Origin of the sequence: Halosaccharopolyspora lacisalsi, from assembly GCF_014137975.1 — a bacterium.
GTDB lineage: Bacteria > Actinomycetota > Actinomycetes > Mycobacteriales > Pseudonocardiaceae > Halosaccharopolyspora > Halosaccharopolyspora lacisalsi.
The window spans coordinates 1,485,579-1,510,569 of the sequence record NZ_JACGWZ010000001.1; the positions used below are offsets into that span (position 1 = coordinate 1,485,579).

Consider the following 24,991-nt stretch of genomic DNA (forward strand, 5'->3'; position numbering starts at 1 on the left):
CCTGTTCCCCACGTCCGCTCCGGGCCGACCGCGCACGCGCCCGCATCGGGTGCTGGTCGGGTCAGCTCGGGAGATCGGCCTCCCCCATCTTCCGTGACTGCTGCAGCACCGCCGGGCCAAGCACGTGGCACAGGTGTAGGGCGAGTTCGAGGTCGAGTCTTCCCTCGGTCAGCGGACGGCCTCGTTCCTGCTCCGCCTTGGCCAGTCGGTACTTCACGGTGTTGCGGTGCAACATCAGCGTCTTGGAGGTATCGACGTAACTGCCGGTGCGCAGGAAGGTCCGCAGGGTCTCCCGCAGCCGGTCGGCAGGCTCGGCGTCGACCGCCAGCGTCCCGAGGGCGTCGACGACCCATTGTCGGCTGGCTGGAAGGTCTCGGGCCAGCATCGCGACGAGCGCCATCCCGTCGTCGCCGTAGGACACCACTCGTGTGTGCGGTGCGCTGCTGGTGCTGGCGACGATGCGGACGGCGTTGGCCTGCTCCAGCGTCCGACGGAACCCCTCGATGCCCACCACGTGAGCGCCCATCGCGGCCCGTACGGCCGGGGCCTCCGCCAGCACCTCATGCACCTGCGCCGTGTCGACCGAGGACGTCGCACCCGGTACGTGGCACCAGACCCAGGCGGTGCTGCGATCGATCGGAATGAACAGCGGCGCGTTCGGGCTCCCCAGCGCCCGGGTGAGCCGGGTCGCCAGCGATCGGAGAGCCTCGATCTGATCGGCTGCCTGGCGCATCCCCTCGTCCCAGAGCACCGTGGCGACGTGGGGACGGTCGAGACGGTAACCGGTCGTGCGGGCGAACTGATCGGGTTCGACCGGCTCGCGGTCGAGCACCCGATGCACGAGCCGGGAAACGTCGGTGGCGTTCTGCTCCACGAGCGCCTGCCGCTCCGCCTCGTGAACGTCGAGCACCACCCGGGTGATCCAATCGACGTAGTGGTGCAGCCAACCGGCCAGGTGGTGCAGCAGGCGCAGCTTGAGTTCCGACGGGCAGTCCAGCAGTTGAATCTCGCGGAACACCTCGGCGAGCAGGTCGTCGGAGCCGATGTGGTAAGCCCGTCGCAGCGATGCCGCCGGCACGCCCGCTCGAGCAAGCCGGACGGCGTACTCGGTCGCGGCAGTGGCCGGTTGCACGTGCTCGATCGGGATGCCGTTGCGCAGCATGTGCAGGATCGTGGTGATGTTGCCTTCGACGCTGGCATGCAGCATCTCGGTCAGTTCCGGGGCGTCAAGGTCGGCGATGGCGTCCTCGATCGCGGCGTTCATGCTGTCGCTGAGCTCGGTGTATCGGTCCTGCAGGCGTTCGGCGACACGGACCACGAGAGCGCGGATCTCTGCGGCCTCCGGGGTGTCGTCGGAGATCTGGCGCCGTTTCAGAGGTCCCGTCACGAGTGGCCGGCACTCCTCCCGCGAAGCTCCCGCAGCGCTGACCGCGCCGCGTTGTAACCGCACATGCCGTGCGCACCTGCGCCGGGTGGGGTGCCCGCCGAACACAGGTAGGTGCCGGGCACGCCGAGGTGGTAGGGATCGAGCGCGAGCCGCGGTCGGAAGACCAGCTGCAGCGCGTCGTTGGCGCCGGTGACCACGTCGCCCCCGACGTAGTTGGGGTTGTGCTCCTCCAACCGCAGCGCCGACCGGACGTGCCGGGCGAGAATCCGGTCCCGGAAACCGGGGGCGAACCGCTCGATCTGCTGCTCGATCACCGGGGTGGCGTCGCCGGCCCAGCCACCGGGCACGTGCGCATAGGCATAGACGGGGACAGTATCCCCGGCAGTCCGCGAGGAGTCGGCGACATATTGCTGCCCCACCAGGAGGAACGGCCGCTCCGGCATCCGGCCGCGGTGGATCTCACTCTCAGCCGTCGCGATCTCGTCAAGGGATCCACCCACGTGGACCGTGCCGGCACGCCGGGACTCCTCGTGCTGCCAGGGCACGCCCTCCTGCACCGCGAACTCGACCTTGAACACGCCCGGTCCGTGGCGGTAGCGGGTCAGGGCCCGGGAGACGCGCGGGGGCATCCGATCGCCGACGATCCGTGCTGCCGCAGCGGGGGCCACGTCGAGCATGACCACGTCGGGCGAGCCGAGCTCGTCGAGCGACGTCACGGTGGCCCCGGTCCGCACTCTGCCACCGTGCTCCTCGAGCAGACCGACGAGGGCCCGCGAGATCGCGGCCGACCCGCCCTCTGCGACGGGCCAGCCGTAAGAGTGAGCCGCTGTACCGAGCGCGAGACCGATCGCCGAGGACATCGGCGAACCGAACGGGCGCAACGCGTGGGCGGCGACGCCGGCGAAGAGCGCCTGGCCTTCCGGCGTCGACCACCGCCTGGCCAGTGTCGACGCCGGCAGCAGGGACAGCGCCCCGAACCGGGCCAGCTTCACGGGATGGGCGGGCACGTGCAGCATTGGTCGGAGGAAGTCCTCGGTGATGGCGTCGAACCGAGTGGCCAGCCAGCCGAAGACCTGCTGCCACGCGCGGCCGTCGACACCCAGATCGGTTGCGGTGACATCTATCGACCGCCAGGCCGCCGCTCCACGACCACCGTCCAGCGGATGGGTGTACTGCACTTCGGGCCACCGCCAGCGGAGACCGTGGCGGGAGAGGTCGAACCGCCGGGAGAACGGCGTGTCGACGGCGAGGGGGTGGAAGCCCGAGCACTCGTCATGCAGCAGGCCGGGAATGGTGAGCTCGCTGGTGCGGGTTCCGCCTCCGACGGTGGGTGCGGCCTCGAGCACCTCGACGTCCACGTCCTCCGCCGCGAGGGTGAGTGCGGCAGCGAGCCCGTTGGGCCCGCTGCCGACCACTACTGCCTTCGTCATGACGTGACCGTGCCATCGGGACTGTCCCCGGATCGAACACGCCGCTCAGAGCCGGCGGGGTGCGGTGTGGGGTGGACGAAGTCCCCGGCCGGCTCGTAGCCGGGCTGCCGCCAAGTCACCCGGTGTGCGACAGGCCCGTTCGGAATCCACGGCTGCTCGGCCACTGCGTCCCGCACGTCGTAGTACCCGCGCTCGACGACGCCGAGGGCGGCGTCGACGACCTTGTACTGCACGGTCTTCTTGTGGATCGGTTGCGACTCGGTCCAGGCCATCACGAACTCACCGGGCTCGAAGTTGCAGTATTTCTGGACCCTCGCGATCGTGCGCTCGTCGAACAGGTGCCCGTCGCCGAACTGCCAGCCGACGAGCACGGTACAGACGACCTCGCCTTCGCGCAGTCGGTAGTTCTCGAGCTCGTCGAGGTGCCGCTGTAGGAGCGACAGGTGCATGCGGCCGTGGCTGTGCAGGCTGCGGAAGGCCACGCACTTCTGCAGGAAGATCTCGGCCACGTCGGGGCCGTAAAGGTTGAGCAGCTGCTGACGCTGGGTCTGCAAGGTCTTGACCAGGCCGGTGTCGAGCTTGTCCTCCGCGCCGTTCATTCGGAACGCCATCGTCCCCGACGCCCAGTTGCCGGCGTACTGCCGCATGGACACCAGGAACGACACCCACTCGGGCTTCAGATTGCCGAGGATCGGGCCGGTCAGGTAGAGCACCAGCGCCGCGGCGAGGATCCAGGCGCTGCTGAAGTCGAACACGCTGTACCCGTCGCCGGCGAAGAAACCACCGAACAGGAACGGCGCGACGAAGACGAAGAACACGTTCCACTCGAGCGGCACCGCGAGCGGATATGTCGAGTAGATGAAGACGTGGAACAGCACCATGCCGGTGATCGCCAGCCAGGTGATGGTCCCGTTCGTCGAGAACAGCAGCACCAGCGGCAGGCACAACTCGACGACGGTGCCACCCAGGTGCGCCCATCCCCACGCCATCTTCGACGGACGCAGGTCGTTCGGCATGTCCCTGTAGAGCGAACGCTTGAACCGCTTGGACGTCAGCCAGGGTGTGTTGCTCATCATCGCCTGGACGACGAGGCTGAAGTGGTGTCCGAACTTGGAGACGCCGGCCCCCAGCCAGATGGTGGCCATGGCGATCTTGGCGACGAGCACCATGTCGACGTGGTCGGCCAGGACGCCGAAGGCCAGCAGGCACACGGCGTACTGCTCGGGGCGTGATGCCAAGAACACGACCTTGTCGCGGAAGCCCATGACCAGGAGGAGCGTGACGTAGCTGATCAGCGCCCAACCCGGCAGCAGGCCGATCTCGCTGTAGGCGGCCTCGCTCCGGAAGCCGGGACTCACGAGCAGGAACACCAGGTTGGACACGATCAACAGGTAGAGTCCGATGTCGAAGGCAGTCCGCCGGTCCCCGGCGGTGCCGGGGACCTTGCCCGGGTAGGGCGGGGCGCGCAGAGTTCCGGGCTTGGTCCAGTAGCGCCAGCCGCCGATCATCGGGCCGAACTTGAAGGCCAGCGGCCCCCAGGACGCCGCGTGTCCGGTGATCTCCCACAGGACCATCCAGACCATGAGCTTCTGGTACACGATGAGTTCGCCCCACCACCCGCCGAGTTCGACGAGGCCGAGACCCGGAGTGGTTGAGCCGACGACGAGCCAGCCACCGACCACGAACAGGACGGTCTTCACGATGTAGAGGGCATGCATCTGCTTCGGGCCGCCGAAGCCGTACTCCGCCCAGTGCGTCGCCAACATCCGCATCCTGTCCATAACCGGCATCGACTCGAACTCCGCCGGGGCCACTGGTGGCATGTCTGGAGTCTTGAATCCCACGGTGTTCTCCTTCATCGGGCAGGACGTTCCGCGCCAGGAGGTTTCGCGCAGAACGAGGGGGCCGGATCCGAGGGGTGGTCAGGCTGGTTGGGTGTTCAGGTTCCGCCGAAGGGTGGGCTTGTCGATTTTGCCGACGGGGTTCTTCGGCAGGGTGCCGACGACGTGGATGCGCTCGGGCACCTTCACCCTCGTGAGGTGACGTCGACAGTGGTCGAGGAGCTGCTCCTCGGTGATCCTCGAGTCGGGGTAGACGCTGACGTAGGCGATCGGGACCTCGCCGTACATCTCGTCGGAGCGGCCGACGACAGCGGACTCGAGCACGTCGTTCACGGTCGTGAGGACAGCCTCGATCTCTTTGGGATAGATGTTCTCCCCACCGCGGATGATCATGTCCTTGAGTCGGTCCACGATGGTGAGGTAGCCGTCCGCGTCGAGGCGGCCGACATCGCCGGTGTGCAGCCAGCCGTCGACAATGGTCTCGGCGGTCGCCTCCGGCCTGTTGAGGTATCCGCGCATCACCGTCGGGCCGGAGATGACGACCTCGCCGTCCTCACCGGCCGGTAGGAACGAGCCGTCGGGGCCCGTGATCCGGATCTCCTGGGAGGGAAGTGCCGGGCCGACAGTGCCGATCTTGCGGATACCGTCGACCGGGTTGCAGGAGGAGGCGCAGGTGCCCTCGGTGAGGCCGTAGCCCTCGACGATCTCGAAGCCGTACCGCTCCTGCAAGCGGGTCAGCAGCTCGGGAGAAGCCGGGGCGGCTCCGCAGATGACGAACCGGAGCGAGGAGATGTCGGCGTGGACGTCCCCGGGCAGGGCGGCGAGCACGGCATAGATGGTGGGCACGGCCGAGAAATACGTCGGCCGCAGCCACTCGACCTGGTCGAAGAACCCGGTGGCGGAGAACTGCCCGGCGATGCTGACCTGTCCGCCGCAGCGCATCGGGGCCAGAACGCTCACCATGATCGCATTGACGTGGAAGAGCGGGAGGATCAGCAGGCAGTGGTCGTCCTCGGTCAGCTTGAGGTGGTGCGCCATCGTCGCGGACATGACCTCGGCGTGCCGGTGGTCGAGCATCACGCCTTTGGGGCGGCCGGTGGATCCGCTGGTGTAGATCAGCAGGGCGAGGTCGTCGTCTTCGACCTCCGCGGGCGGCCGGGGCTCGCCCCGACGGACGGTTCGCATGTCGTCGACGTGGATGGCCGACCTGTCGCCGTTGGGAGCGTCCGGAGCGAGGGTGACGACGAGCGACGCGCCGGCGTCGGTGATCTGGTACTCCGCTTCGTCCTCAGTGAACACAGGGTTGACCGGGGTGGCCGCTCCACCCAGTCGCCAGGCCGCGAACATCGCGACGAGCAGCTCGACGCGGTTCGGCAACAGGATCGCCAGCACGTCGCCGCGGCCGAAGCCGTGCTCGCCGAGCTGCTCGGCGAACGCCTCAGCCCAGGCGCTGAACTGCTCGTAGGTGAGTTCGACGCGGTCGTCACGGAGGCCGATGTGCTCCCAGCGCTGGCGCAGAGGGCTCGTTCGGTTCCACGGTAGGTATCGCAGCTCCATGCCCTCTCCATCAGCTTATATGTGTCTTGCGTCACAACGAATGTGATGTCCGACACTACGCGGCTGGTGGAGGACTTCCTATGTCCAGACGGGACGAACTTCCTGTCGGGAGTTGTGCATCATGCACAAAACGGACTGGTGGGCTGATGCGGCGTATGGCCAGTCCGTGTCGAAAGGAGGTCGCTCGCCACGTTCGGGCGTCGACTCGGCCCCGGATCACCGAGGTCTCCACCGAGCCGGTGAAGTCCAGCAGTTGGGCCAGCGGCATGTCGTAGGCGCTGGCCAGGATCAGCAGCCCCCGGGGAGGGCTGTTGACGCCCGCTGTTCTCCAGTCTCCACAGGTACGGCCGGTACGGCCGGCAAGATCGGCCAGCGACCAGCTCCGCGACTCGCGACGGGAGCATCCGGGCATGAGCAGGAGCTGAATCCGCCGACCGCGGTGGCGCAGCGTTTGGGGACGACACGTCGCGGGTAAGCACCGGCAGGACGAGCACCATGCGATAGGGGGAGTCGTACCGTGGGCGCACCGCTGACGCTGCCGGCAGCCGAGCCCGGCGACTTCGCCGAGGGCAGCATCTACTTCATCGGCAACGCCACCGCGCTCATCCGCTACGGCGGGTTCACGATCCTGACCGATCCCACGTTCCTGCACGCCGGGGACCACGTGCACCTCGGGCACGGCATGTACGCCCGACGCGAGGTCGAACCCGCCTGCCAGATCGCCGACCTCCCGCCGCTGGACTTCATCGTGCTCTCGCACCACCACGGCGATCACTTCGACGACGTGGCCGCCGAGCAGCTGGACAAGAACACCCCCGTCATCAGCACCGAGCACGCGGTGGGACTGCTCTCCGAGCAGGGCTTCACCCGCGGACACGCCCTGGACACCTGGCAGTCCCAAACCGTGTCCAAGGGCGACGACGAGGTGCGCGTCACCGCGATGCCGGCCAAGCACGATCCGGACCCGGTGGCGGGCATGCTGCCACCCACGATGGGCAGCGTGCTGGACTTCGGTCGCGGCCGGGAACACAGCTTTCGCCTCTACATCAGCGGGGACACGCTGCTGCACGACCGGCTGTACGACATCCCCCAACGCTATCCCGGAATCGACCTGGCGATGGTGCACGCCGGCGGGACCACGCTGCTGGGAACCGTGGTCACCATGACCGGTCAACAGGCCGTGCGGGCCGTGGAGATCATCAACCCCCGCAGCGCCGTGCCCATCCACTACAACGACTACTCGGTCTTCCAGTCCGGGCTGGACGACATCAAGCAGGCGGCGGCCGCGTCGTCGACGTCGGCGGAGTTCCACTACCTCAACCACGGCGAGACCCACCACTTCCGCCCCACCCAGTGACGGTGAGCGGGAACTGGGGTCTGCCACCCTCGTTCGGGATGTCGACGGCGCACCGCCGGTTTCAGCAGTGGACCGAGGCCGGGTTGTGGCGCAAGCTGCACAAGGCCGTGCTGGATGAGCTCGGTGGCCGGGGTGAGATCGAGTGGGCTCGCGCGGTGGTTGATGCGGCTACGGTCCGGACCGAAAAGGGGATCGATGACCGGGCCCGGCCCGGCTGATCGCGGCAAGGCTGACTCGACGATCCACCTGCTTTCCGAGCAGGTCGGGCTGCCGCTGGCGATGGGAGTCTCCGCTGCCAACACGCACGACAGCCACGGCCTGAGGCCTCTGGTCACAGCGATCCCGAAGGTGCGCTCCCGACGGGGACCGCAGCGGGGTGAACCCGCCGAGCTGCACGGCGACAAGGGTTACGACTACGACGAGCTGCGCCGATGGCCACGACAGCGAGGGATCACACCGCGCATCGCCGGTAAAGGCATCGAGTCCAGCGACGCACCCGGCCGCTACCGATGGGTCATCGAACGCAGCCTGGCCCGGCTGCCCGGCTACCGTCTCCCGACCCAGTGCTACGAACGCCACGGTCACCTCTTCAGCGCCTTTCTCACCCTGGCCGCGGCCCTCACCTGATACAAGAAAATTCCCACACGAGACATGCTCTGAACGGGTGTTCGCGCGCCGGCGCTGGAACTCCGCTGCTTGACCGAATTATGTTCACGACGAGCTAACCGGAGAAGAGCACGAGCATGCAGGCGAGGAGCACCCGACCAGTTCGGTGTGGTCAGCGTGCTGCTGCGCAGTGTTCAAGCGGACACCCGGAACCTCGGTACCCTTGACCGCGCATTGCGCTGGAGCGGTACAGAAGGCGGCTTTGCGCTGTTCGGGTGAATGGCGATGATGGTGGATAGTGGACGCGGTCGAGGAGCTGTGCGAAGGTGTGGAATCAGCGGCAGACGACGGCGGAGGCGAGGTTAAGGCAATACCGTGCATCTTCGCGTATCTGTATTGGCTTTCCCGGCGCATCGCGCCGAGCCGTCATTTTTTGTGCCCGTAAGGATGGTGCAGCCGCTGCATGCTTCATTTTCCGGAGTCGCGCTGTCCGTTGTATTTGACTGAATTGCGCTCTGTGCTGTTGTCTCTCAGCTAAGGCGCGCCACAGCGTTCAGGAGGGTGAGATGGCACGGTATTTGCATCGCAGGGACCTCATGCGACTGCTCGGTTCGACGGCTTTGACCGCGGGGTCCGTCGAAACGTTCTCGGCGCAGACGGCAGCGGCGGCCCCGGCCTCAGCCGATCCCCGCGTTCTTCGACACTGGGAGCACGCGCTTCAGCAGGAGGTCGACGCCGGCAGCGCGGCGCGGATGAGCGAGGCGATGTCCACCTACCCCGGCCTGGTGGGCACTGAGGGCTCCGTTCGCAGGACGACGTACTCGACGAAGAAGCTGACCGAGTGGGGCCTGGACGCGAGGCTGGAAAGCTACAGTGTCCACTCTTCGGTGCCGAAAGACATCTCGGTGACCATGACGGCGCCCGAGCATCGGGAACTGGACGTCAAGGAGCCGCCGTTCCCCTGGCACGAGAACTTCGACGACGTCGTCGTCGGGTACAACGCGTACTCGCCTGCCGGCAACGTCACGGCCGAGGTCGTCTACGTCAACTACGGGCTTCCGGAGGACTACGCAAGACTCGAGGAGCTGGGTGTCGACGTCGGGGGCAAGGTGGTTCTGGCTCGCTACGGGCGTAGCTTCCGCGGCGTGAAGTCGAAAGTCGCCGAAGAGCACGGCGCCGCAGGGGTGATCCTGTACTCCGATCCCGAAGACGACGGTTTCGCACGGGGTGAGGTCTACCCCGACGGGCCGTGGCGCAACGCCGACGGCATCCAACGAGGCAGCGTCCAGTACATCTTCCAGTATCCTGGAGATCCGCTCACTCCCGGAGAGCCTTCGACACCCGGAACTGCCCGGTTGGATCCTTCGGAGGCGAAGAACCTGCCCGGCGTGCCGACCACGCCGATATCCTACGGTCAGGCCAAGCATTTGCTGGTCGCGCTCGAGGGGCCGAGTGCTCCGCGAGAATGGCAGGGCGGCTTGGACTTCGACTACCGGATCGGCCCGGGGCCCACCGCAGTCAATCTCGCCCTGGACATCGACTATCAGCAGGTGCCGGTCCACGATGTCCTCGTCGAGATCCCCGGTTCCAAGTATCCGGAGCAGAAGGTGGTGCTCGGCGCGCACTACGACTCCTGGACCTACGGCACGAAGGACGACGTGTGCGGGTGGACCACCGTGATGGAGACGGCTCGAGCGATGTCGCGCTTGCGTGCCCAGGGGTGGCAGCCGGAGCGCACCATCGTGCTCGCCGGGTGGGGCGGTGAGGAGTACGGGCTGCTCGGTTCGACCGAGTGGGCCGAGGAGCACCGGGCCGATCTCGTCGAGAACGCGGTGGCCTACCTCAACCTCGACGGAGCAGGCGGTGGGAGGAACTTCGCCGCCAGCGCCGTGCCCGCGCTCGACGGTGTACTGGTCGATATCGCCAAGGAGATCGCGGATCCCGACCACGGAACGGTCTACGACAACTGGCAGCAGGCGTCCGGCGAGCAGCATCCCGTACCGGGACGTCTGGGCAGCGGATCGGACTACACCGCTTTCCTGGACCACCTCGGTATCGCCTGCGCCGACGTCGGCATGTCGACACCGGCCGGCGAGTACCACAGCGCCTACGACGACCTGCACATGATGCGGAACTTCCTCGATCCCGGCTACACCCATCACGCGGTCGCTGCCGCCTATGCCGGCACGTTCGCGTTGCGGATGGCAGGATCGGAGACCTTGCCCATGGCCTATTCCGGCTACGCCCGAGAGGTCGTGCGATACCTGCGAGCCCTGGACGAGAAGCAGGCCGATGAGCCGGTGGTCGATCTGGCGCCCGCGTATTCCGCCGCTCGGGAATGGCGAGCGGCGGCCAAGCAACTGGAAGGCGCCGCACGGCACCCTGGTGACGGCCGTGCTCAGGAGATCAACGCTGCGCTGATCGCGCAGGAACGTGCACTGATTCAGGACGAGGGACTCCCTGAGCGCGAGTGGTTCAAGCACATGGTCTACGCCCCGGGCTTTTACACCGGGTATGCCGTGCAACCGCTGTCCGCGATCGACGACGCTGTCGCAGCCCGGGACTCCGCCACGGCATCGAAGTACCGGGACCTGCTCGTCGACTCGATGGAGCAGGCCGCCAGCGCGGCCCGCGACGGCGCGAGGCGCTGATCAACCGGCCACGCGGTGGGTCCGGTTCTCGTTCGGGGGAGCCGGACCCGAGAGGTTCGAGCAGCAGGTGGACGCGTGGAATGAGCTGAGGGCGGCGATACCGGTATCGGTGTCCGTGGCGTTCGAACCGGTCACTTCACACCGACACGCACACCCGGGGTTGCCAGCAATTGGTTGGCGCGCCGGTTCGCTGGTTGCCTGCGCTGGCGTGCAAATGTCTCAGTGCACAAGTGCCTTGGGCGTGGTCCGCGACGTGCTCACTATCGACACGGCGCTTCGCAGCGGGCAGGGGAGCGAGTACTTCGCGATCGAGCCGCCCTTCGTCCCCGGCACCGGGGTGGCCGCCGGGGTGGACGCTGCGTCCGGTCGATCCCGGTGACGGGCGGTGGGGCGAGTTCGTGCCCGACGAGGAGCCGACTGACGGCGAGGCGGCGGCTGCCCCGGCGTCCCCGGAAGAGGCGAGCGAGTGGAACGCCCGCGCCCTGCTGCTGCGGCGGGCTCTTGAAGCGATCATCCATGCACAACCTGCCCGCCTTATGTTCGGCAGTCGTCCGCAGGTGTGCGAGCTGCTCGCGGCGATGGAATCGGCCGCAGACGCACACGAGCACTTCGTCGCCACCTGGTCGGACAGCACCACGCTCAGCGCCTTCACCCGGGAAATGCTGGAGGACGACGTGTGCACCCCGGCGGGAAGGGGGCCTCCGTCATCGAGGTTCTTGTCGAGAACCGACGCGGCACGCCCGTACTTCGCGGATCGGGACAGCCTCGGGAGCACAGGGCCCATGAACTCGGAATCGAGTCCGCTGTCGGCGTAGACTGAGGGTACCGAGGTTCTCGGAAACGTGAGCTGTCCAGCTTCCACAATCCCGGGGACCGGTATTGACCGTTGATCGGTCGGGACGGAGTTCCGTCATGGGATCCGAGCAGCCACTCCTCACTACCAAAGCGTCCGAACACGACAGCGTCGCGTCCCCCAGCGCTCTGCTCGCCGAGGATCGAACGTCGGGTGTCACACCCCTTCCGCGGCCTGTCGAGGCACCGCCTGAATCCTGCTGGGAAACCGACGGCGGCCACCTGCTGACCGCGTCCCCGGCACGGACGTGACCGGAGCGCGGGCGAAGTACGCCGATTGTTCCCATCTTGCTCCGAGCCGACTCCGGTCTGGCTGGGGTCGTTGACGGAGGGCTGTCCACAGGGGCCCGCCACATGTCCCCTTCCACTCCGCGCGGTCGTCGGCATTCGGCCCCACCGAACGGGTCGACGGTGTGATCAAGTCGGGGTGCGCGAGGTGGTGCGGAAAGCCCGCGCCCGACTGCGGCGGGTGCGGGCCTGGGACTTGAGGAACATCCGAACGATATCCAGCGCCAAGCCACGACAGTGCTGGTGGGGGAGTGCGATAGGGGGGGACGAGGACAGTGCTGCTTCCGCGGATAGCTGGTGATCATCTGCGGCGGTGTGCTCGCCGACCTCGGAGAACCTCTCCTGTCGGTGCGGTGACTCGCCTGCTTATCTGCGATAGCACCATTGGGCGTGCCCGGCGCTGAACCCTCTGGCGCACGATCCGACACGGATGTTCCTCGACCCCCGTCGCGACGATCACGCGGTCTCACTGCCTCGCGGCTGGCCGCAGCGACCGGAGAACCGGGCCTACGGGGCGGGTTCGTACGACTCGTGTCCTTTGTAGGCGGTGTGGACATCGCGCAGTGGGCCCTGCAACCGCATCCGTCCCTCGTCCATCCAGACACCCGTGCTCATAGCTCCAGCAGCAGCTCTTCGCGCGTGAGGCGAATACCGGGATGCCCGAGCGGTTCGCCAGGTCCACGAGGCGTGCCCGAGCCAAGGAACAGCTGCTCCACCGAGTTCGGAACCACCAGGCAAACCGTCCACACCTACCTGCAGCCGCCGACACCCGTCTCAAGCGGCACCAACGGTGCTTCGTCACCAGCCGCCCGCATCCGGACCAGCCGCGCGGGCGCGTGTACGACTACCAGCTGCCCGAACACCTGATCTCCTGCTCCGATCGGGCTTCGGCCCGCCTTGGGTGGTGAGGAGGTCTTTCGCATGTTTTCCGTGCCCGTGTTACGGCAGGATGCCGACGGCGCCGTAGACGTTGCCGCGCTGGGCCTCGTGGTCGGTGACGGGTTGGTCGGGGCGCCACAGGGCGGCGGGAACCACTCCGGGGTCCAGCAGGGTGTAGCCGGGCAGGAGTGCGGCGACTTCCTCGGGGGTGCGCATGTGCAGGTTCGGCGTCGAGGTGTCGACCAGCAGGGAGCGCAGGCCGGCGACCTCCTGATCTGTGCGGGTCAGCTGGGCGTTGTTGGACACCGCCAGCGCGCTGCCGGGCACGCACGCGTCGCGGTAGCGGGCCACCAACCCCGCTCCGTCGGTGGTGGGAAGGATGTCCAGGATGCCGAAGGCCAGCACCGCGATCGGGCGGGTGAAGTCCAGCAGTCCCGCCACCCCGGCAGCGTTGAGCACGGTCTCGGGATCGCCCACGTCGGCCTCGGTCACCGTCACCCGCTGCTCCTCGGCGCCGAGCAGGTGGCGGGCGTGGTGGCAGGCGATGGCCTCCCAGTCCACATAGGCCACGCGCGTGGCCGGGTTGTGCTGGTGGGCGATCTCGTGGACGTTGCCCACGGTCGGCACCCCGCTGCCGAGGTCGAGGAACTGGTCGATGCCGTGGTCGGTGACGAGGATGCGGACCGCGCGGCCCAGAAAGGCGCGGTTGGCCCAGCAGTAGTCCCGCTCCGTCGGCGCGACCCGCAGGGCCTGCTCGGCCGTGGTCCGGTCGATGGCGAAGTTCGCGGACCCACCGAGGTGGTAGTCGTACATCCGCGCGATGTTGGGCTGGTCGAAATCCGCGTGCGCCACCTGGGCGGCCAACTCCGCATCCTGGAACATATCCGGCAGCCTAATCCGTCTGACCGGCCACGACCATGCCGCGAACTCGCCTCCGTCGGGCCAATCCCCGTCCGCGCGGTCTTTCGAGTACCTGCCGGGCAGGGCCGAAAACGACCTGTGCCCGGTCAGGACACCGGCCCTCTCGACGTCGAGCGGGCCGGTACCCAGCGACCTGGTGGGCTCGGATGGTTTCGCGCCGACACGTGCTCGGCACGTTTCGAGAGGGGACAGCCGGGTGGCTGATGAGGCAGGGCCGGGCCGGTGCGCCCACTGCGGAGCGCCGCTCCCCACGGAGGTATGAACGTTTTCGGCCGGAATACGGCAGGTGCCCGAAGAGGTGGTTACCGGAGCAGCAGGCCGTCGCACAGGGTCTGCAGGTGCTCCGGTGAGCAGGCGGTGAGCACGGTCGCGCTGTCGCTGAGGGGGTCGTGGGCCAGACCGCGCAGCATGGCCCGCGGGTCGGACTCGTCTCCGCACCGTTGGCACCGCGGCGAAGGGGCCGTGCCTACCGGGGCGCGTGCGCCACCTCGGTCGGAGCCTGTGGGGTAGGGGGTGTCATGTGCTTGTCACCACCCTGTGCGCTCCGCACGTCTGGCAGATCAGTCGGAAACCGAGGCCTTGGGCGAACTCGTGGACAGAGTTCTCCTGGAGGGCGTGGCAGCCGCAGACCTGGCAGGCCATCGCGGACAGCGCCGTCGCCCCGGCTTCGGTCGCCGATGTGAGCGCGGAGGGGTCCTGTGGTTCGGGTGGATTCATGGGGCTCACCCCTTCTGCTGGCTGTGGCCGTCGATGAGGTGCCTGCATGCCTCCACGGCGACGGGCACGCTGCCGAAGCAGGGCAGGCTGGCCTGGAGTTCGCCGGCTGTCAGGGCGCGGTCGACGGCGTGATTGCTGTTGACGACGCCGAAGGCAATCCCGCGGTGGCCAGCGTAGGCGTGCGCGTGGGCCAGCAGTTCCACACCGGCCAGGCACAGGAATGTCACTTCGCTGAGGTCGACCACGAGCGCGGACAGCGTGGTCTGCAGCCGGGGCCACAGCAGCTGCTCCAGCTGCGGGGTCGTGGCCAGGTCCAGGTCGCCGGCCGCGCTGAGCACCTGTACGTGCGGCTCGGTGTAGCTCGTGCGCAGCAGCGTCGGGTAGGCGCCTGCGGGAACTTCGGTGTGGCTGGCGCGATCGGTGACCGGGTTCTTGGTGAGCACAAACAGCTCCTCTTCGTCCATGCCGCGGCACTCGTACGAATAGCGCCCTCCAGCGCGAGCAGGGGAACCGGGAAGGGCACCACACCGCGGTCATCGACGAGTGGCGTGGGAATCCATCAACGCGGTACCCCCGAGCAGGGCACTGCCAGCTGCTTGCTCAACCAGGTACTGCCGACCCTAGGTTAGACAGACAAGTCTGTCTAACTCGAGGTACGAGGCCGCCCGTCGTCGTTTCCACTCACGACGCAGAACTGCCCTGGAGACAGGACCACGGTGAGGGGATATGACGAGCATGCACGAAGCGGCCGCTCGTGCCGGCCCGCGCGAGCGCATCCTGGATACGGCCTACGCCCTGTTCGCCCAGCGCGGGGTCGGCAACGTCGGCGTTGACGAGATCATCACCCGCTCCGGGGTGGCCAAGGCCACCTCGTATCGGCACTTCCCGGCCAAGACCGACCTGGTGCTGGCCTTCCTGGCCGAACGCGAGCAGCGCTGGACCCCCGAGTTCGTCGCAGCCGAATCCGCTCGCCGAGCGGAAGCTCCGGAAGGTCAACTGCTGGCCGTCTTCGACGTCTTCGGCGAGTGGTTCCAGCGCGCCGACTTCGAGGGTTGCTCGTTCATCAACGTGCTGCTGGAAATGCACGGTCACGGCCCCGAGCATGCGCTCGGTCACGCCAGCATCCAGTACCTGGCCAACATCCGCGCCCTTGTGCGCGAGCGGGCCGGCCGGGCCGGCCCGGCCGGCCCGGCCCGGCCGGAGGAGTTTGCCCACTCCTGGCACGTCCTGATGAAAGGCTCCATCCTCGCCTCCGCCGAAGGCGACACGGCCGCCGCTCGCAGCGCCCAAACGATGGCCCGCTGCCTCATCGATGAACACCGCACCCCACAGCCCCGCTCGGCCTGATGCGCATCGCGATCACGCGCTCGCCGGAGTTCATGAACGCGTAGAACGTGGCCTCGCCCGGGCGGTCCTCGCAGGGAAGTACGCGGGTGAGGTTCTCCTCGGCCGCAGCGCGGTAGTCAGCGGTGACGCTGACGACGGTCCCGACGGCCGCCACGTCGACCGGCACCCCGGCGCAGACGACGTTGACCAGGGCCGTGTCCCGCCCCTCGCCGAACATCGCGTCATCAACGTGGAGGCCGATATCGCGGTGGTACGCCGCGAGAACCACGGCATCGAGATCGGTCATCGCTGGAACTCCCAGCGCTGTCCAAGGGCCGACCGGAACATTCCGGCCGGCCCTGCTTTGCGACGGTTGGTTTCAACGAGCGCGCGAGTCGGTCAGGCGGTGCGGTAACCACCACGGCAGGCTTCGAGTCGTCGAGGTCCGCGCACAACCGAGCGCGTTCCGGATCGGCACGCGGATCTGGGGCCATGCACGGAGCGCTGGCACGCTGCCGAGCGCAGTAGGCGGCGAAATCAGCGCGGCGTGCTGCGAGGTCGTACGTGGTCGGTGACCACTCCAGCGCCACAAGAGCGCGACGAGGACCACGGCGCCACCGCCTGCCGCTTACCACGGTACGGCCGTGACGAGCGCCGCAACGCCCAGCCACGGTGTGGACGTTCCACGACCTGCGACGCAGCGGCATCACCCACGCCGCCGAGGACGGCGTGCCGACCACCGTCCTGCGCGCCGAGTCCGGACACCGCGACCTGCGCAGCCTCAGCCGCTACGCCAAGCCCTCCGTCGAGGACGCGCAACGCCAGATCGACCAGGCGCGCGAGCACCGGAGCGGGAGAACACGGTGATCGTGGCGATCACGGGATCTGAAGAAGATCCGTGACAGAGGAAACGCTGGTGAGTGTCGCTGCTGGCCACCTCGTCGGAGGCGAGCCCGATGAACGAGCTGGTGACCGGTGAAAACACCGCTAACGCTATCCTGGTTCCGCTGCGGCGAGCCTTCAGCGTTTCGCACTGCCGCCCGCGTTCCTGAGCGATGAGGGTCTCGTAGCAGCCGTTCGAGAGTCCCTTCGACGCTGCCGACGGCACCGAGGCCACGGTGCGGAGGGGAGCACCGATCACGACTACCGGTTCCGGTGTCGCCGGAGACCCACCCGCGGCGAGAATAGAGCAGAGTTTTGAGTCAGGACGACGACACGAGCGTGTCGAATCCACCATCGGCATCGTCGACCAGCACGGCCGAGCAGGGCACCAGCGATCGCGGTGGGGCCGAGGAAACCGAAGGCGGGCTTCGTCGCATGGACCACGAGCGTCCGCTACCTCGGCGACGCAGTCCGGCGAGCCACGCGCTCGCCGAGTTCCTCTGGCTGCCGATGCTCATCGTGGCCGGGTTCCTGGTGTTCACCGCCGTGATGGTGCCCGTCGAGCTGTTCACGTCGATGGGGCCGTTCCAGCGGGCGCTCGGCGCCTACGTCCCGCAGTCGGCCATCTCCTCGTTGCTACCGGCGATCGCGACGAGCCTGGTCACCGCCGCCTCGATCACCTTCTCGCTGTTGCTGATGACGGTGCAGCAGGCGGCCTCGCGCTACAGCCAGGTGGTTTTCGACCAGTTCCTGCGAAGGCGCACCAACCAGATCTCCATAGGGTTCTTCATCGGCCTCGCCCTGTACTGTCTGTCGCTGATCCTGTTCGTCTCCTCGACCCAGGCGGTCCTGTCCGGTGTGGTGGCGCTCGTGCTGACGGGCGTCGCGTTGGTGCTGCTGATCTTGTTGATCTACGCCGCGATCGACCAGATGCGTCCGAGCTCGGTGGTCTGGAACATCCAGACGATGGCGTTCAACGCCCGCAAGCACCAGCTGCCGCTGCTGGCCCGCTGCCGTTCGACACCGCAGCTCGTCGACGCCGCGATCGGGACCACCCCGGTGTACTCCGGGCAGCTCGGCTACGTCGTCGACATCGATGCGGAACGGCTGGCCAAGGGATTGTCCGCGGTGACCGGCGAGGTGGAGTACTCGGCGGTCAGCGGGGAGATGGAGATCGAGCTGTACGCGCGGCTCGGGACGCACCTCGTCGTGGGCGAGACCGTGGCCGAGATCCGCGGTGGGACCAAGCGCGAGCGCGACCACCTGGCGAGGTCGGTGCTGGAGGCGTTCACGCTGGGGCGGATGCGCGACAGCGCCACCGACCCCGGTTACGCGGTGGACCAGCTCGGCAACATGGCCTGGGCGCTGGGCTCCACCGGAACCCAGGACCCCGAGGGCGCCCTCGTGGCCGTCCGCGGGTTGCACGGCCTGCTGGTCGAGTGGGGGACCGACGATGCCCCGGCCGCCGAGGACCACGGCGGACCGCTGCCCATCGTGTACCGGGACGGAGCCGTCGAGAAGGTCATCGGTTCGCTGATCTCCGAGCTCATCGTCTCGACCGAGTCGGCCCAGTACCACGTGTGCGCCGAGGTCCTGGACACGTTCGGCCTGATCCTGCCCCGACTGGATCCCGAGGCCCGGAACTTCGCGGCGGACAGCCTGCGGGGCGTCGTGCCCTCGGTCGCGCGGCACGTGCTGACCCTGGACATGCGCCGTGCCCTGGACCGCCTGCAACGAACCCTGAGCGACCTCGGGCACACCGAGGAAGCCGCCTTCGTCGAGGGCGTCACCAGCCAGCTGGGCGGAGTGAACGATCACACCGCCAACACCACCGACGGACGGTCGTGAACACCCACCCCCACCGGTCATCGGCACCACGTCGGGGGTGGGAACCGGACACGACGGAAACGGGGTGCCGGCAAGGAGTGTGCCACCGGCCGCAAGGGGGCGCTTCCGTGCAGGTCATCGACTCAACGGTCGATCATGCCATGGTGTCTCGTCTCGGACCGTAGTGCACGACGTGCATGGCCCTGACCGGAAATGACGGCCGCACTGGCGGCTCCCGCCAGCTTCGGGGTGTGCGGAGCATCCGTGTCGGATCGTGCGCTGAGCAATGATCAGTCGTGGCAGTGCGTCGATGGACTGTTGACGATAAAACGTGAAAATCGGCCACGTCTGGGGTCTCGGTAAGCGCACATCGTCGCGCCCGAAGGGACCACGATTCCCAGCAGTCCGGTCACGCTCGGGGGAGCCCGGCGGGGCCGTCGTGTATTCGCAGCTCACCCGGGCGACCCAAAAAGACCAGGACAGCGACTCCACTGCTGTCCGCCGACACACGGGAGGCAAGCCCGAGCGACTCGTCCGTCTCGCTGCCAGCGCCGCCGGGTGCCCGGCCCCGCTGACCGTCACCGCCAGTCCGGCCGCCGCCCAGATCGACGAGTTGGTGGACACCCCGAACTCGATACGTGCTCAGCGCCATCGAGGACCACCACGAAGCCCCCGAGGGGGACGCCTGGCCCCATCGGGACTTCCACCGAGCCGCTGAGCCCGGGATCGTGCGACCTCCCTGAGTGCGGCAAGGGGGTTGAGGAACATCTCCGTCAGATAGTGCGCCGAAGCGTTGATGCTGCTGGCCGAGTAGGGGTGGAGCAGTAGGAGCGCAGGACCCTGCGGTAACGAAGCTCCTTCCTGGTCGCGGCGGCGGGAACAGGAGGTCGGGGCCGTCCTGGCCGTTCCACGGCTGCGTGCCGACACCTCGATCACCAGCCGAAACCGTGCCTGGCGCCACATCCTGTACCGCTCCTGCCCGGACCCCATCACCAGCACCCGATGACCGCGGCTCACGGAAGGCGAGGTGTCGACCCCCGACCAGTACGTGCGACGCACCGCTGTCGTGGTCACCGCCGCGCAGCAAGCGAGAGCCCGTCCCTCCGGATCGGTCACGGCACGGGTAAGCAGCGGCCGTGACGGGTAGACGGTTCGGTATGGGACCGCACAGCGTCGAGGTGTTTCCGTTCCGCTTCGACCGGCGCTACCAGCTGGCCGGGCTCCCCCTCGGGATCACTCCGCGCACGGCCGGCGTGCGCATCACCGAATCCGAGGTGGTCGTCGTCTTCGGCCCCTGGCGATTGCGCACCGACCGGGACAACGTCACCTCCACGACGATCACCGGCCCGTACCAGGTGCTCAAGACCATCGGACCACCCCACCTGTCGCTGGCCGACCGGGGTCTGTCCTGCGCGACCAACCCCGACGAGGGACTGTGCCTGCGCTTCGACCGCCCCGTTCCCGGAATCGAACCGACCGGCCTGCTGCGTCACCCGGCGGTCACCGTCACAGTCGCCGACTGCTCGCGCCTGGCCGCCGCGCTGCACTGACCCGCACCGAACGAGCACCTCGGCACCGTCAGACCGACATGCCGCGGGCGCAGCCGGTGTAGACCTCCACGCCGTGCACCATCCGCCCACCGGAGAGCGCGCAGACGTTCGCGCAGTAGTGCGCCCACAGGTACGTCTGCATCTCCTTGAACAGCTCGACGCCGTCGTAGAGCAAGTTCACCACCCAGTCCCCGCTGCGGGCCCACGACTCGATCTCGAAGACCAGGGCGTCGCCGGCGGAGTAGGCGCGAAACTCGATCTGGCCGGCCTCGAGGTGCTCCCGCAAGGTCACCAGCCGGAAGGAGGTGTCCCCGACGTCGAGCACCCGGACCGGGCCGTCCCAGGGGCCCGGCATGCGCACCACGAGCTCGTCACCGACGCGCAGTCCGCTCCGGCCGTCCCGCCTGTCGAACACGGCCACCTCACGGGGCACCGCCTCGTTCGGGTCCGCCCTCACACGCTCGATCAACCGCTCCGGCCCCATCTGGCTGGAGTGGATGCGCACCCCGTAGCGCCTGTGGAACACCGGCCCGCTGCCCTCCTGCGGCGCCTGGATCCCCGGCCCGCAGTGCTCGGGAAGCTCGGGGACGACGACGACCTCGTGCTCGTCCACGCGGTGGATCGGCAGCGCGTGCAGGAAGTACCGCACCGTGGCCAGCGCCACGCCCGGTGACCAGCGCAGCAACTCGCCCAATGCCGCGGTGACACCAATCATGTCCGCCTCCCACGCTCGAGGCCGCACTGACCCGAAGTGTCACCGCTGCGCCCCGCAGCCGCCACACGAGACCGCCAGCACGCCGGCGGCGAGGGTGACCAGCCCGGAAAACCCCCACGCAACCAGGACGCGTCCGCCCCCGGCAGCCTGCGCCGCCCAGTCCACCGCAGCCACCCACCCGCCAAGACCTCCGCCGCGACCAGCAGCCAACGTCGAGAGCCGCAGCAGCCGGATCACCGCGTTTCGTCGGGGCGCGATCCGCGGGGTGGGGCTCCGGCACGGCGTGCGTCATGTCCTGAGCAGCTGGGCGGTTCGCGTCGTCGGCGGGTGTCCGCAAGGGGTTCCCTTGCGGACTGCTCGCCGGGTCAGCCCGCTGCGGGGTGGAGCCCTCCGATTCGTCCAAGCCGACCAGGGGGCGTGCCTGCGATGATGTGGTCATGATCAGGAGAATCTTTCCTTACGCCGACGGAGATGATCTTCCCGCGTCTCGGGACTTCTGCGTCGGGGTGTTCGGGCTCGAGGTCGCGATGGAAGATCCGGTCCTGGGCCTGACGTCGCCGACCGATCCCTCGGATCAGGTCCTCGTTCCTCCCCGCGGGATGGAGAGTCCTCCGCCACGCTTCGGGATCGACGTTGGCAAGCCGGCGGCAGTTGACGCGGCGCACTCGGAGGTCGCAGGCTGCGGCCTGCGCGTCGTCTATCCGCTCACCGACGAGTCGTGGGGCGTGCGCCGCTTCTTCGTGGAGGACCCCAACGGCACGGTGGTCAACGTGCTCGCACACCTCCCCTGACCTACGGCATCCAGCACCGTTCGGCCGCGGATCCCCTCCGCGTGGAAGTTCGGATCGTCGTGATCACCTGGATGCCATCCCGATGAACTGCGAAGACACGACCAGGGTTGTGTGGAGCACGCTCGAACCGAACAGCGCCCGCCCCCGGATTCTCCGCACGAGCAGCTTCCCGGCGCACTGTCGCGCGCCGAGCAGCACGCCCGAGTGCTGGATGCCCGCGTGCTGATCGAGTGCCGGTTTTTCGGCCCCTGCGGGGCGAACCGGGACGAACGCGGAAATCCCTGCCCCGAGCGGGATCTGTGACTGCGATGCTGCGGGCATGCTCGGTTTCGTGTGGTACGTCAGCTACGGCTCGAACACGCACGCCGACCGGCTCGGCTGCTACATCGCCGGCGGCAGGCCTGCCGGGGCCTGCCGCACCTACCCCGGCTGCCGCGACCGCACCGCGCCGCGCCGTTCGCGGGGCACGCTGCTGGCAGGCGGTATCCATTTCGCCACGCACTCGCCGGTCTGGGACGGCGGCCGGGCGCTGTACGATCCGCACCTGCCCGGCACCGCCGCCGCGCGGGCCTGGCTGGTCACTCCGGGCCGGTTCGCCGATATCGCCGCCCAGGAGATGTATCGCGACCCCGACGGCGACCTCGACCTGGCCGAGGTTCTGCGCACCGGGCGGGTCGTACTCGGCCCGGGCCGCTACGAGACCCTCCTGCACGCCGGCGACGTCGACGGCTATCCGCAGCTGACCTTCACCGCCGGACACCGCTGCGGCGACGTCGAGCCCGTGGCCCCCTCGGCGGCCTATCTGCGCATGCTGGCCGGTGGGCTGGGCCAAGCCCACGGCTGGAGCCTGACCGAGGCCGCCGACTACCTGGCGTCCCTGCCCGGCGCGGCTCCGCACTGGAGTCCCGAGACGATCGCCCACGCCTGCACGACCCCGCCCGCTGACACCGAGCCGGACGTCGAGCTCGACCGCGAGGTGGGTGAGCGGTAGCCGTCGGTGTCAGAACAGCGTGGCCTGCACTGCGGTGCTCCCGGTGTCTGCGGTGTCGTCTTCGCCGCGCAGGCGCCGGCACCTCCGGCAGGTCACCGGTCTGCGGGTGGCCGACAGTTCGCTGTGGGTGCCGTGTCCGGTGAAGCCCTGGCGGCACGCGGGTGCGGGCAGGGTGAGGTCGTCGATCCAGTCCAGCCACGTCGTCGCGTGCACAACTTGTGATTGGCCGACGTGCAGGTTCCTGTCGGCGAACGCCCGCTGCTGGGCGGCGGCGAACCGCGCCGGATCACGCCGCCGTCGCCCATCGCGACCCGGCGGGGGAGCGAACGGCACGATCTCGGCACCCTGGTCGTCGTGCTCGGCGGGATCGGCGGGCATGCGCCCAGTATGGGCTTCCGTGGCCGCGAGCGACAGGAGCCAGGATCAGAGCGAGGATCACAGAGCGGTTTTTGCGACGCGGCTGGACGGGATAATCCCCGGAGAGTCGCGCACGGCCACAATGCCGTCTCATTTTCCCGTTGGCGCGAACACCGTGGGCACAGCGTTGTTCCTCACGTTTCAAGACGACGTGGTGTCAGAGGTCGACGGCAGACTGAGACCGCTGACGGTCGGCCTCGGACAGGGAGGTGCTCTCATGAGCTCAACACCGCGGCGCCCGTGCCAGTACTGCGGGACGTTGTCGCCCTGGGCGCTGACCCGAACCGGCGCGGAGTATCACGAGGAGTGCGTCGCCGACTCCGATCATCGTGCCGCTACTGTCCACGGTGGCTCCATTGCTGGGAACCACTCGGAAGCACGAGGCCTGATACCCAGAAGTATCAGGCCCGCTGGGTAGGCCGAGGCCTGCCACTGCGACACAGCCGGGCATCGATCCCCGCGCAACTCGGCCTGATACTGGGACGGTGTCGTCCTGGCTCGACCGGATGGGCATCCGCCGGGAGCCCACGTGCCGCTGCCGTCGCCGAGGGGTGAGCCCTGATGCCGACACCGACAAGCTCGCCTCAGTGATCGGTTGCTCGAGCCGTACGGCGTTCTGGATGCGTTTCCTCGCCCCGCATGGTCAGTGCGGCGCGATTCATGTCTTGGACGAAGCCGTGAATCCGTCCGGTGCTGCGGACAACGGGTCGGAGTCGTCGGCGGAGCGAGCTCTTTCGCGGTGCGCGCGGAGAGCGCGAGCCGCGGGGGCGAAGAGCTGCCCCGAGGGCGGCGGCTGCGGCGGCGGTGAGGAAGGCGCTGGTGGGGCTGTGGATGTCGCTGAGCAGTCCCACCAGGGGGGAGCCGAGAGCCTGGCCGGCGGCGATCAGCAGGAAGGCGGCACCGACGCCGAAGGCGGGAGCAGCGGGATAGACATGCGTGCCCCAGAGCAGCAGGAGGCCGGTCAGCGCGATGTAGACGACACCGAAGAGCGCGGCGGCGACAAAGACGTAGGGAGAAGAGCCGGCGGCGAGGGCAATGCCGGCGGTGGCCGCTGCCAGGGTCAGCATGGCCGCGATCCATGCGCGGCCGAGGCCGGTGTGGGCGGTGAGGTCTCCGGTCAGGGCACCGAGGAGACCGGCGGCGCCGAGGGCGATCCACATCAGGGTGGAGGCCAGCGGGCTGGCACCGTGGTGCACGACTATTTCGCGGCCGAACGTCCAGACCGCGGAACTTGCCGTGCCCATGACCCCGGCGGCGATCAGCAGTCGCGGTGCCCCGGGAGGCAGCCAGGACGAGGGCAACCGAGTTCCGGCGCGGCCCGAGGCGGAGTCGTCGTCCCCGCTGCGCACGCGGTGGGTGGGGATGGTTCTGGCGGCCCATACTGTGACCACGGCCGCGGCCAGCGCGAACGCTGCCCAGGCCGTCCGCCAGCTGTGCCCGAACAGCAAAGCGACCGGGCCGGAGACCATGACTCCGAGACCGGTCCCGGCGTTGACCACGGTCTGGATCCGACCTGCTCGGTCGGCGGCGACCCAGCGGGCCACCGCGTCGGCGAGCGGGGGAGAGGCCATCCCGGTGCTGGAGCCCGCGAGCACCACCCCGGCCGCGAGAACACCCGCGTGCGGGGCGGCTGCGACCAGCCCCGTTCCCAGCGTCGCCGTCGCCCCGGCGGCGACCGCCACCACACGCGGGCCCCATCGTGCGGTGGTCACCGTTGCGAGCACGATCGCCACGCAGTAGCCCCCGTAGCTGCCCGAGGCGATGGCGCCTGTGGTGGCGGAGTCGAGAGAGAACTCGGCGCCCAACACCGGCACGAACAATCCGTAGGCGAACCGCGCCAGCCCGTAGCAGACCGCGATCAGCGACAGGCCCACAGCGGCCAACCCGGTCGCGTGCACGAGTGAGCCACCAGTGCGTTCTCCGATGCCCCCGCCTCGGCGATGGTTGAGCATGCTCGCCTCGCTTTCTTGGTATACCGACCGGTATGGTTACCAGGGTGCACAGTG

21 protein-coding genes and 1 pseudogene are annotated in these 24,991 nt (G+C 68.4%); 11 read left to right on the forward strand and 11 right to left on the reverse strand.

Translation table 11 applies throughout. From position 1 onward, the window contains the following. Nucleotides 1-61: 61 nt before the first annotated feature. From FHX42_RS07220 to FHX42_RS07235, 4 genes are all read right to left on the reverse strand, one after another. Nucleotides 62-1,387 carry a PucR family transcriptional regulator gene (locus FHX42_RS07220; protein ID WP_182543298.1) on the reverse strand — a complete coding sequence of 442 codons (1,326 nt, stop codon included), beginning with the start codon at nucleotides 1,385-1,387 and terminating at the stop codon, nucleotides 62-64. Continuing rightward, nucleotides 1,384-2,817, reverse strand: a complete 1,434-nt coding sequence (locus FHX42_RS07225; protein WP_182543299.1) for a phytoene desaturase family protein — start codon at nucleotides 2,815-2,817, stop codon at nucleotides 1,384-1,386. The genes FHX42_RS07220 and FHX42_RS07225 overlap by 4 nt, the downstream gene beginning before the upstream one ends. Continuing rightward, nucleotides 2,814-4,676, reverse strand: coding sequence for a DUF3556 domain-containing protein (locus tag FHX42_RS07230; RefSeq protein ID WP_220479597.1), 1,863 nt, complete (start codon nucleotides 4,674-4,676; stop codon nucleotides 2,814-2,816). The genes FHX42_RS07225 and FHX42_RS07230 overlap by 4 nt, the downstream gene beginning before the upstream one ends. Before the next feature lie 63 nt (nucleotides 4,677-4,739). Continuing rightward, on the reverse strand, nucleotides 4,740-6,215 hold the full coding sequence (locus tag FHX42_RS07235; RefSeq protein ID WP_182543300.1) for a class I adenylate-forming enzyme family protein: 1,476 nt from the start codon (nucleotides 6,213-6,215) through the stop codon (nucleotides 4,740-4,742). Between the two features lie 517 nt (nucleotides 6,216-6,732). On the opposite strand from FHX42_RS07235, the gene FHX42_RS07240 reads away from it, so the two are divergent. The 4 genes and pseudogenes from FHX42_RS07240 (at nucleotide 6,733) to FHX42_RS07260 (ending at nucleotide 11,644) form a co-directional block, all read left to right on the forward strand. Then, nucleotides 6,733-7,572 carry an MBL fold metallo-hydrolase gene (locus FHX42_RS07240; RefSeq protein ID WP_182543301.1) on the forward strand — a complete coding sequence of 280 codons (840 nt, stop codon included), beginning with the start codon at nucleotides 6,733-6,735 and terminating at the stop codon, nucleotides 7,570-7,572. Nucleotides 7,573-7,592: 20 nt separating this feature from the next. After that, nucleotides 7,593-8,199, forward strand: a pseudogene (locus FHX42_RS07250) (IS5 family transposase); the annotation flags it as partial. Nucleotides 8,200-8,744: 545 nt separating this feature from the next. Further along, nucleotides 8,745-10,829, forward strand: coding sequence for a M28 family peptidase (locus FHX42_RS07255; RefSeq protein ID WP_182543304.1), 2,085 nt, complete (start codon nucleotides 8,745-8,747; stop codon nucleotides 10,827-10,829). A 398-nt stretch (nucleotides 10,830-11,227) separates the two neighbouring features. Next, nucleotides 11,228-11,644: a hypothetical protein gene (locus tag FHX42_RS07260; RefSeq protein ID WP_182543305.1), complete on the forward strand. Its 417-nt coding sequence runs from the start codon at nucleotides 11,228-11,230 to the stop codon at nucleotides 11,642-11,644. A 1,264-nt stretch (nucleotides 11,645-12,908) separates the two neighbouring features. Here the strand turns inward: FHX42_RS07260 and FHX42_RS07265 are convergent. From FHX42_RS07265 to FHX42_RS07275, 3 genes are all read right to left on the reverse strand, one after another. Then, entirely contained in the window at nucleotides 12,909-13,730 is an 822-nt protein-coding gene (locus tag FHX42_RS07265; RefSeq protein WP_182543306.1) for an SAM-dependent methyltransferase, read from the reverse strand. A gap of 555 nt (nucleotides 13,731-14,285) precedes the next feature. Continuing rightward, on the reverse strand, nucleotides 14,286-14,486 hold the full coding sequence (locus FHX42_RS07270; RefSeq protein WP_182543307.1) for a hypothetical protein: 201 nt from the start codon (nucleotides 14,484-14,486) through the stop codon (nucleotides 14,286-14,288). 5 nt (nucleotides 14,487-14,491) lie between these two features. Next, nucleotides 14,492-14,929, reverse strand: a complete 438-nt coding sequence (locus tag FHX42_RS07275) for an STAS domain-containing protein (RefSeq protein ID WP_182543308.1) — start codon at nucleotides 14,927-14,929, stop codon at nucleotides 14,492-14,494. Nucleotides 14,930-15,212: 283 nt separating this feature from the next. Here FHX42_RS07275 and FHX42_RS07280 point away from each other — a divergent pair, with 283 nt between their 5' ends. Beyond that, complete coding sequence (locus tag FHX42_RS07280) at nucleotides 15,213-15,833, forward strand: TetR/AcrR family transcriptional regulator (protein ID WP_182543309.1); 621 nt, start codon at nucleotides 15,213-15,215, stop codon at nucleotides 15,831-15,833. Here the strand turns inward: FHX42_RS07280 and FHX42_RS07285 are convergent. Next, nucleotides 15,793-16,119, reverse strand: coding sequence for a hypothetical protein (locus FHX42_RS07285; protein WP_182543310.1), 327 nt, complete (start codon nucleotides 16,117-16,119; stop codon nucleotides 15,793-15,795). The genes FHX42_RS07280 and FHX42_RS07285 overlap by 41 nt on opposite strands. A 365-nt stretch (nucleotides 16,120-16,484) precedes the next feature. Between FHX42_RS07285 and FHX42_RS07290 the strand changes: the two genes are divergently transcribed. The 3 genes from FHX42_RS07290 (at nucleotide 16,485) to FHX42_RS07300 (ending at nucleotide 20,071) form a co-directional block, all read left to right on the forward strand. Beyond that, complete coding sequence (locus FHX42_RS07290; RefSeq protein ID WP_182543311.1) at nucleotides 16,485-16,679, forward strand: tyrosine-type recombinase/integrase; 195 nt, start codon at nucleotides 16,485-16,487, stop codon at nucleotides 16,677-16,679. A 330-nt stretch (nucleotides 16,680-17,009) separates the two neighbouring features. Beyond that, nucleotides 17,010-18,542 carry a DUF2254 family protein gene (locus FHX42_RS07295; RefSeq protein WP_182543312.1) on the forward strand — a complete coding sequence of 511 codons (1,533 nt, stop codon included), beginning with the start codon at nucleotides 17,010-17,012 and terminating at the stop codon, nucleotides 18,540-18,542. 1,115 nt (nucleotides 18,543-19,657) lie between these two features. After that, nucleotides 19,658-20,071, forward strand: coding sequence for a hypothetical protein (locus FHX42_RS07300; protein ID WP_220479599.1), 414 nt, complete (start codon nucleotides 19,658-19,660; stop codon nucleotides 20,069-20,071). Between the two features lie 28 nt (nucleotides 20,072-20,099). On the opposite strand, the gene FHX42_RS07305 is transcribed toward FHX42_RS07300, so the two are convergent. Further along, a complete protein-coding gene (locus tag FHX42_RS07305) occupies nucleotides 20,100-20,786 on the reverse strand; it encodes a DUF1990 family protein (protein ID WP_182543313.1) in 687 nt (228 codons plus the stop codon). A 437-nt stretch (nucleotides 20,787-21,223) separates the two neighbouring features. Between FHX42_RS07305 and FHX42_RS07310 the strand changes: the two genes are divergently transcribed. The 3 genes from FHX42_RS07310 (at nucleotide 21,224) to FHX42_RS07320 (ending at nucleotide 22,568) form a co-directional block, all read left to right on the forward strand. Beyond that, complete coding sequence (locus FHX42_RS07310; protein WP_182543314.1) at nucleotides 21,224-21,577, forward strand: VOC family protein; 354 nt, start codon at nucleotides 21,224-21,226, stop codon at nucleotides 21,575-21,577. 111 nt (nucleotides 21,578-21,688) lie between these two features. Further along, nucleotides 21,689-21,880 (forward strand): hypothetical protein, encoded by a 192-nt coding sequence (locus FHX42_RS07315; protein WP_182543315.1) that lies wholly within the window; start codon nucleotides 21,689-21,691, stop codon nucleotides 21,878-21,880. Nucleotides 21,881-21,896: 16 nt separating this feature from the next. Continuing rightward, on the forward strand, nucleotides 21,897-22,568 hold the full coding sequence (locus FHX42_RS07320; RefSeq protein WP_220479601.1) for a histone deacetylase: 672 nt from the start codon (nucleotides 21,897-21,899) through the stop codon (nucleotides 22,566-22,568). Nucleotides 22,569-22,577: 9 nt separating this feature from the next. On the opposite strand, the gene FHX42_RS07325 is transcribed toward FHX42_RS07320, so the two are convergent. Both FHX42_RS07325 and FHX42_RS07330 read right to left on the reverse strand, forming a co-directional pair. After that, entirely contained in the window at nucleotides 22,578-22,946 is a 369-nt protein-coding gene (locus FHX42_RS07325) for a hypothetical protein (protein ID WP_220479545.1), read from the reverse strand. Nucleotides 22,947-23,569: 623 nt separating this feature from the next. Continuing rightward, a complete protein-coding gene (locus FHX42_RS07330) occupies nucleotides 23,570-24,937 on the reverse strand; it encodes an MFS transporter (RefSeq protein ID WP_182543316.1) in 1,368 nt (455 codons plus the stop codon). Nucleotides 24,938-24,991: the final 54 nt, after the last annotated feature.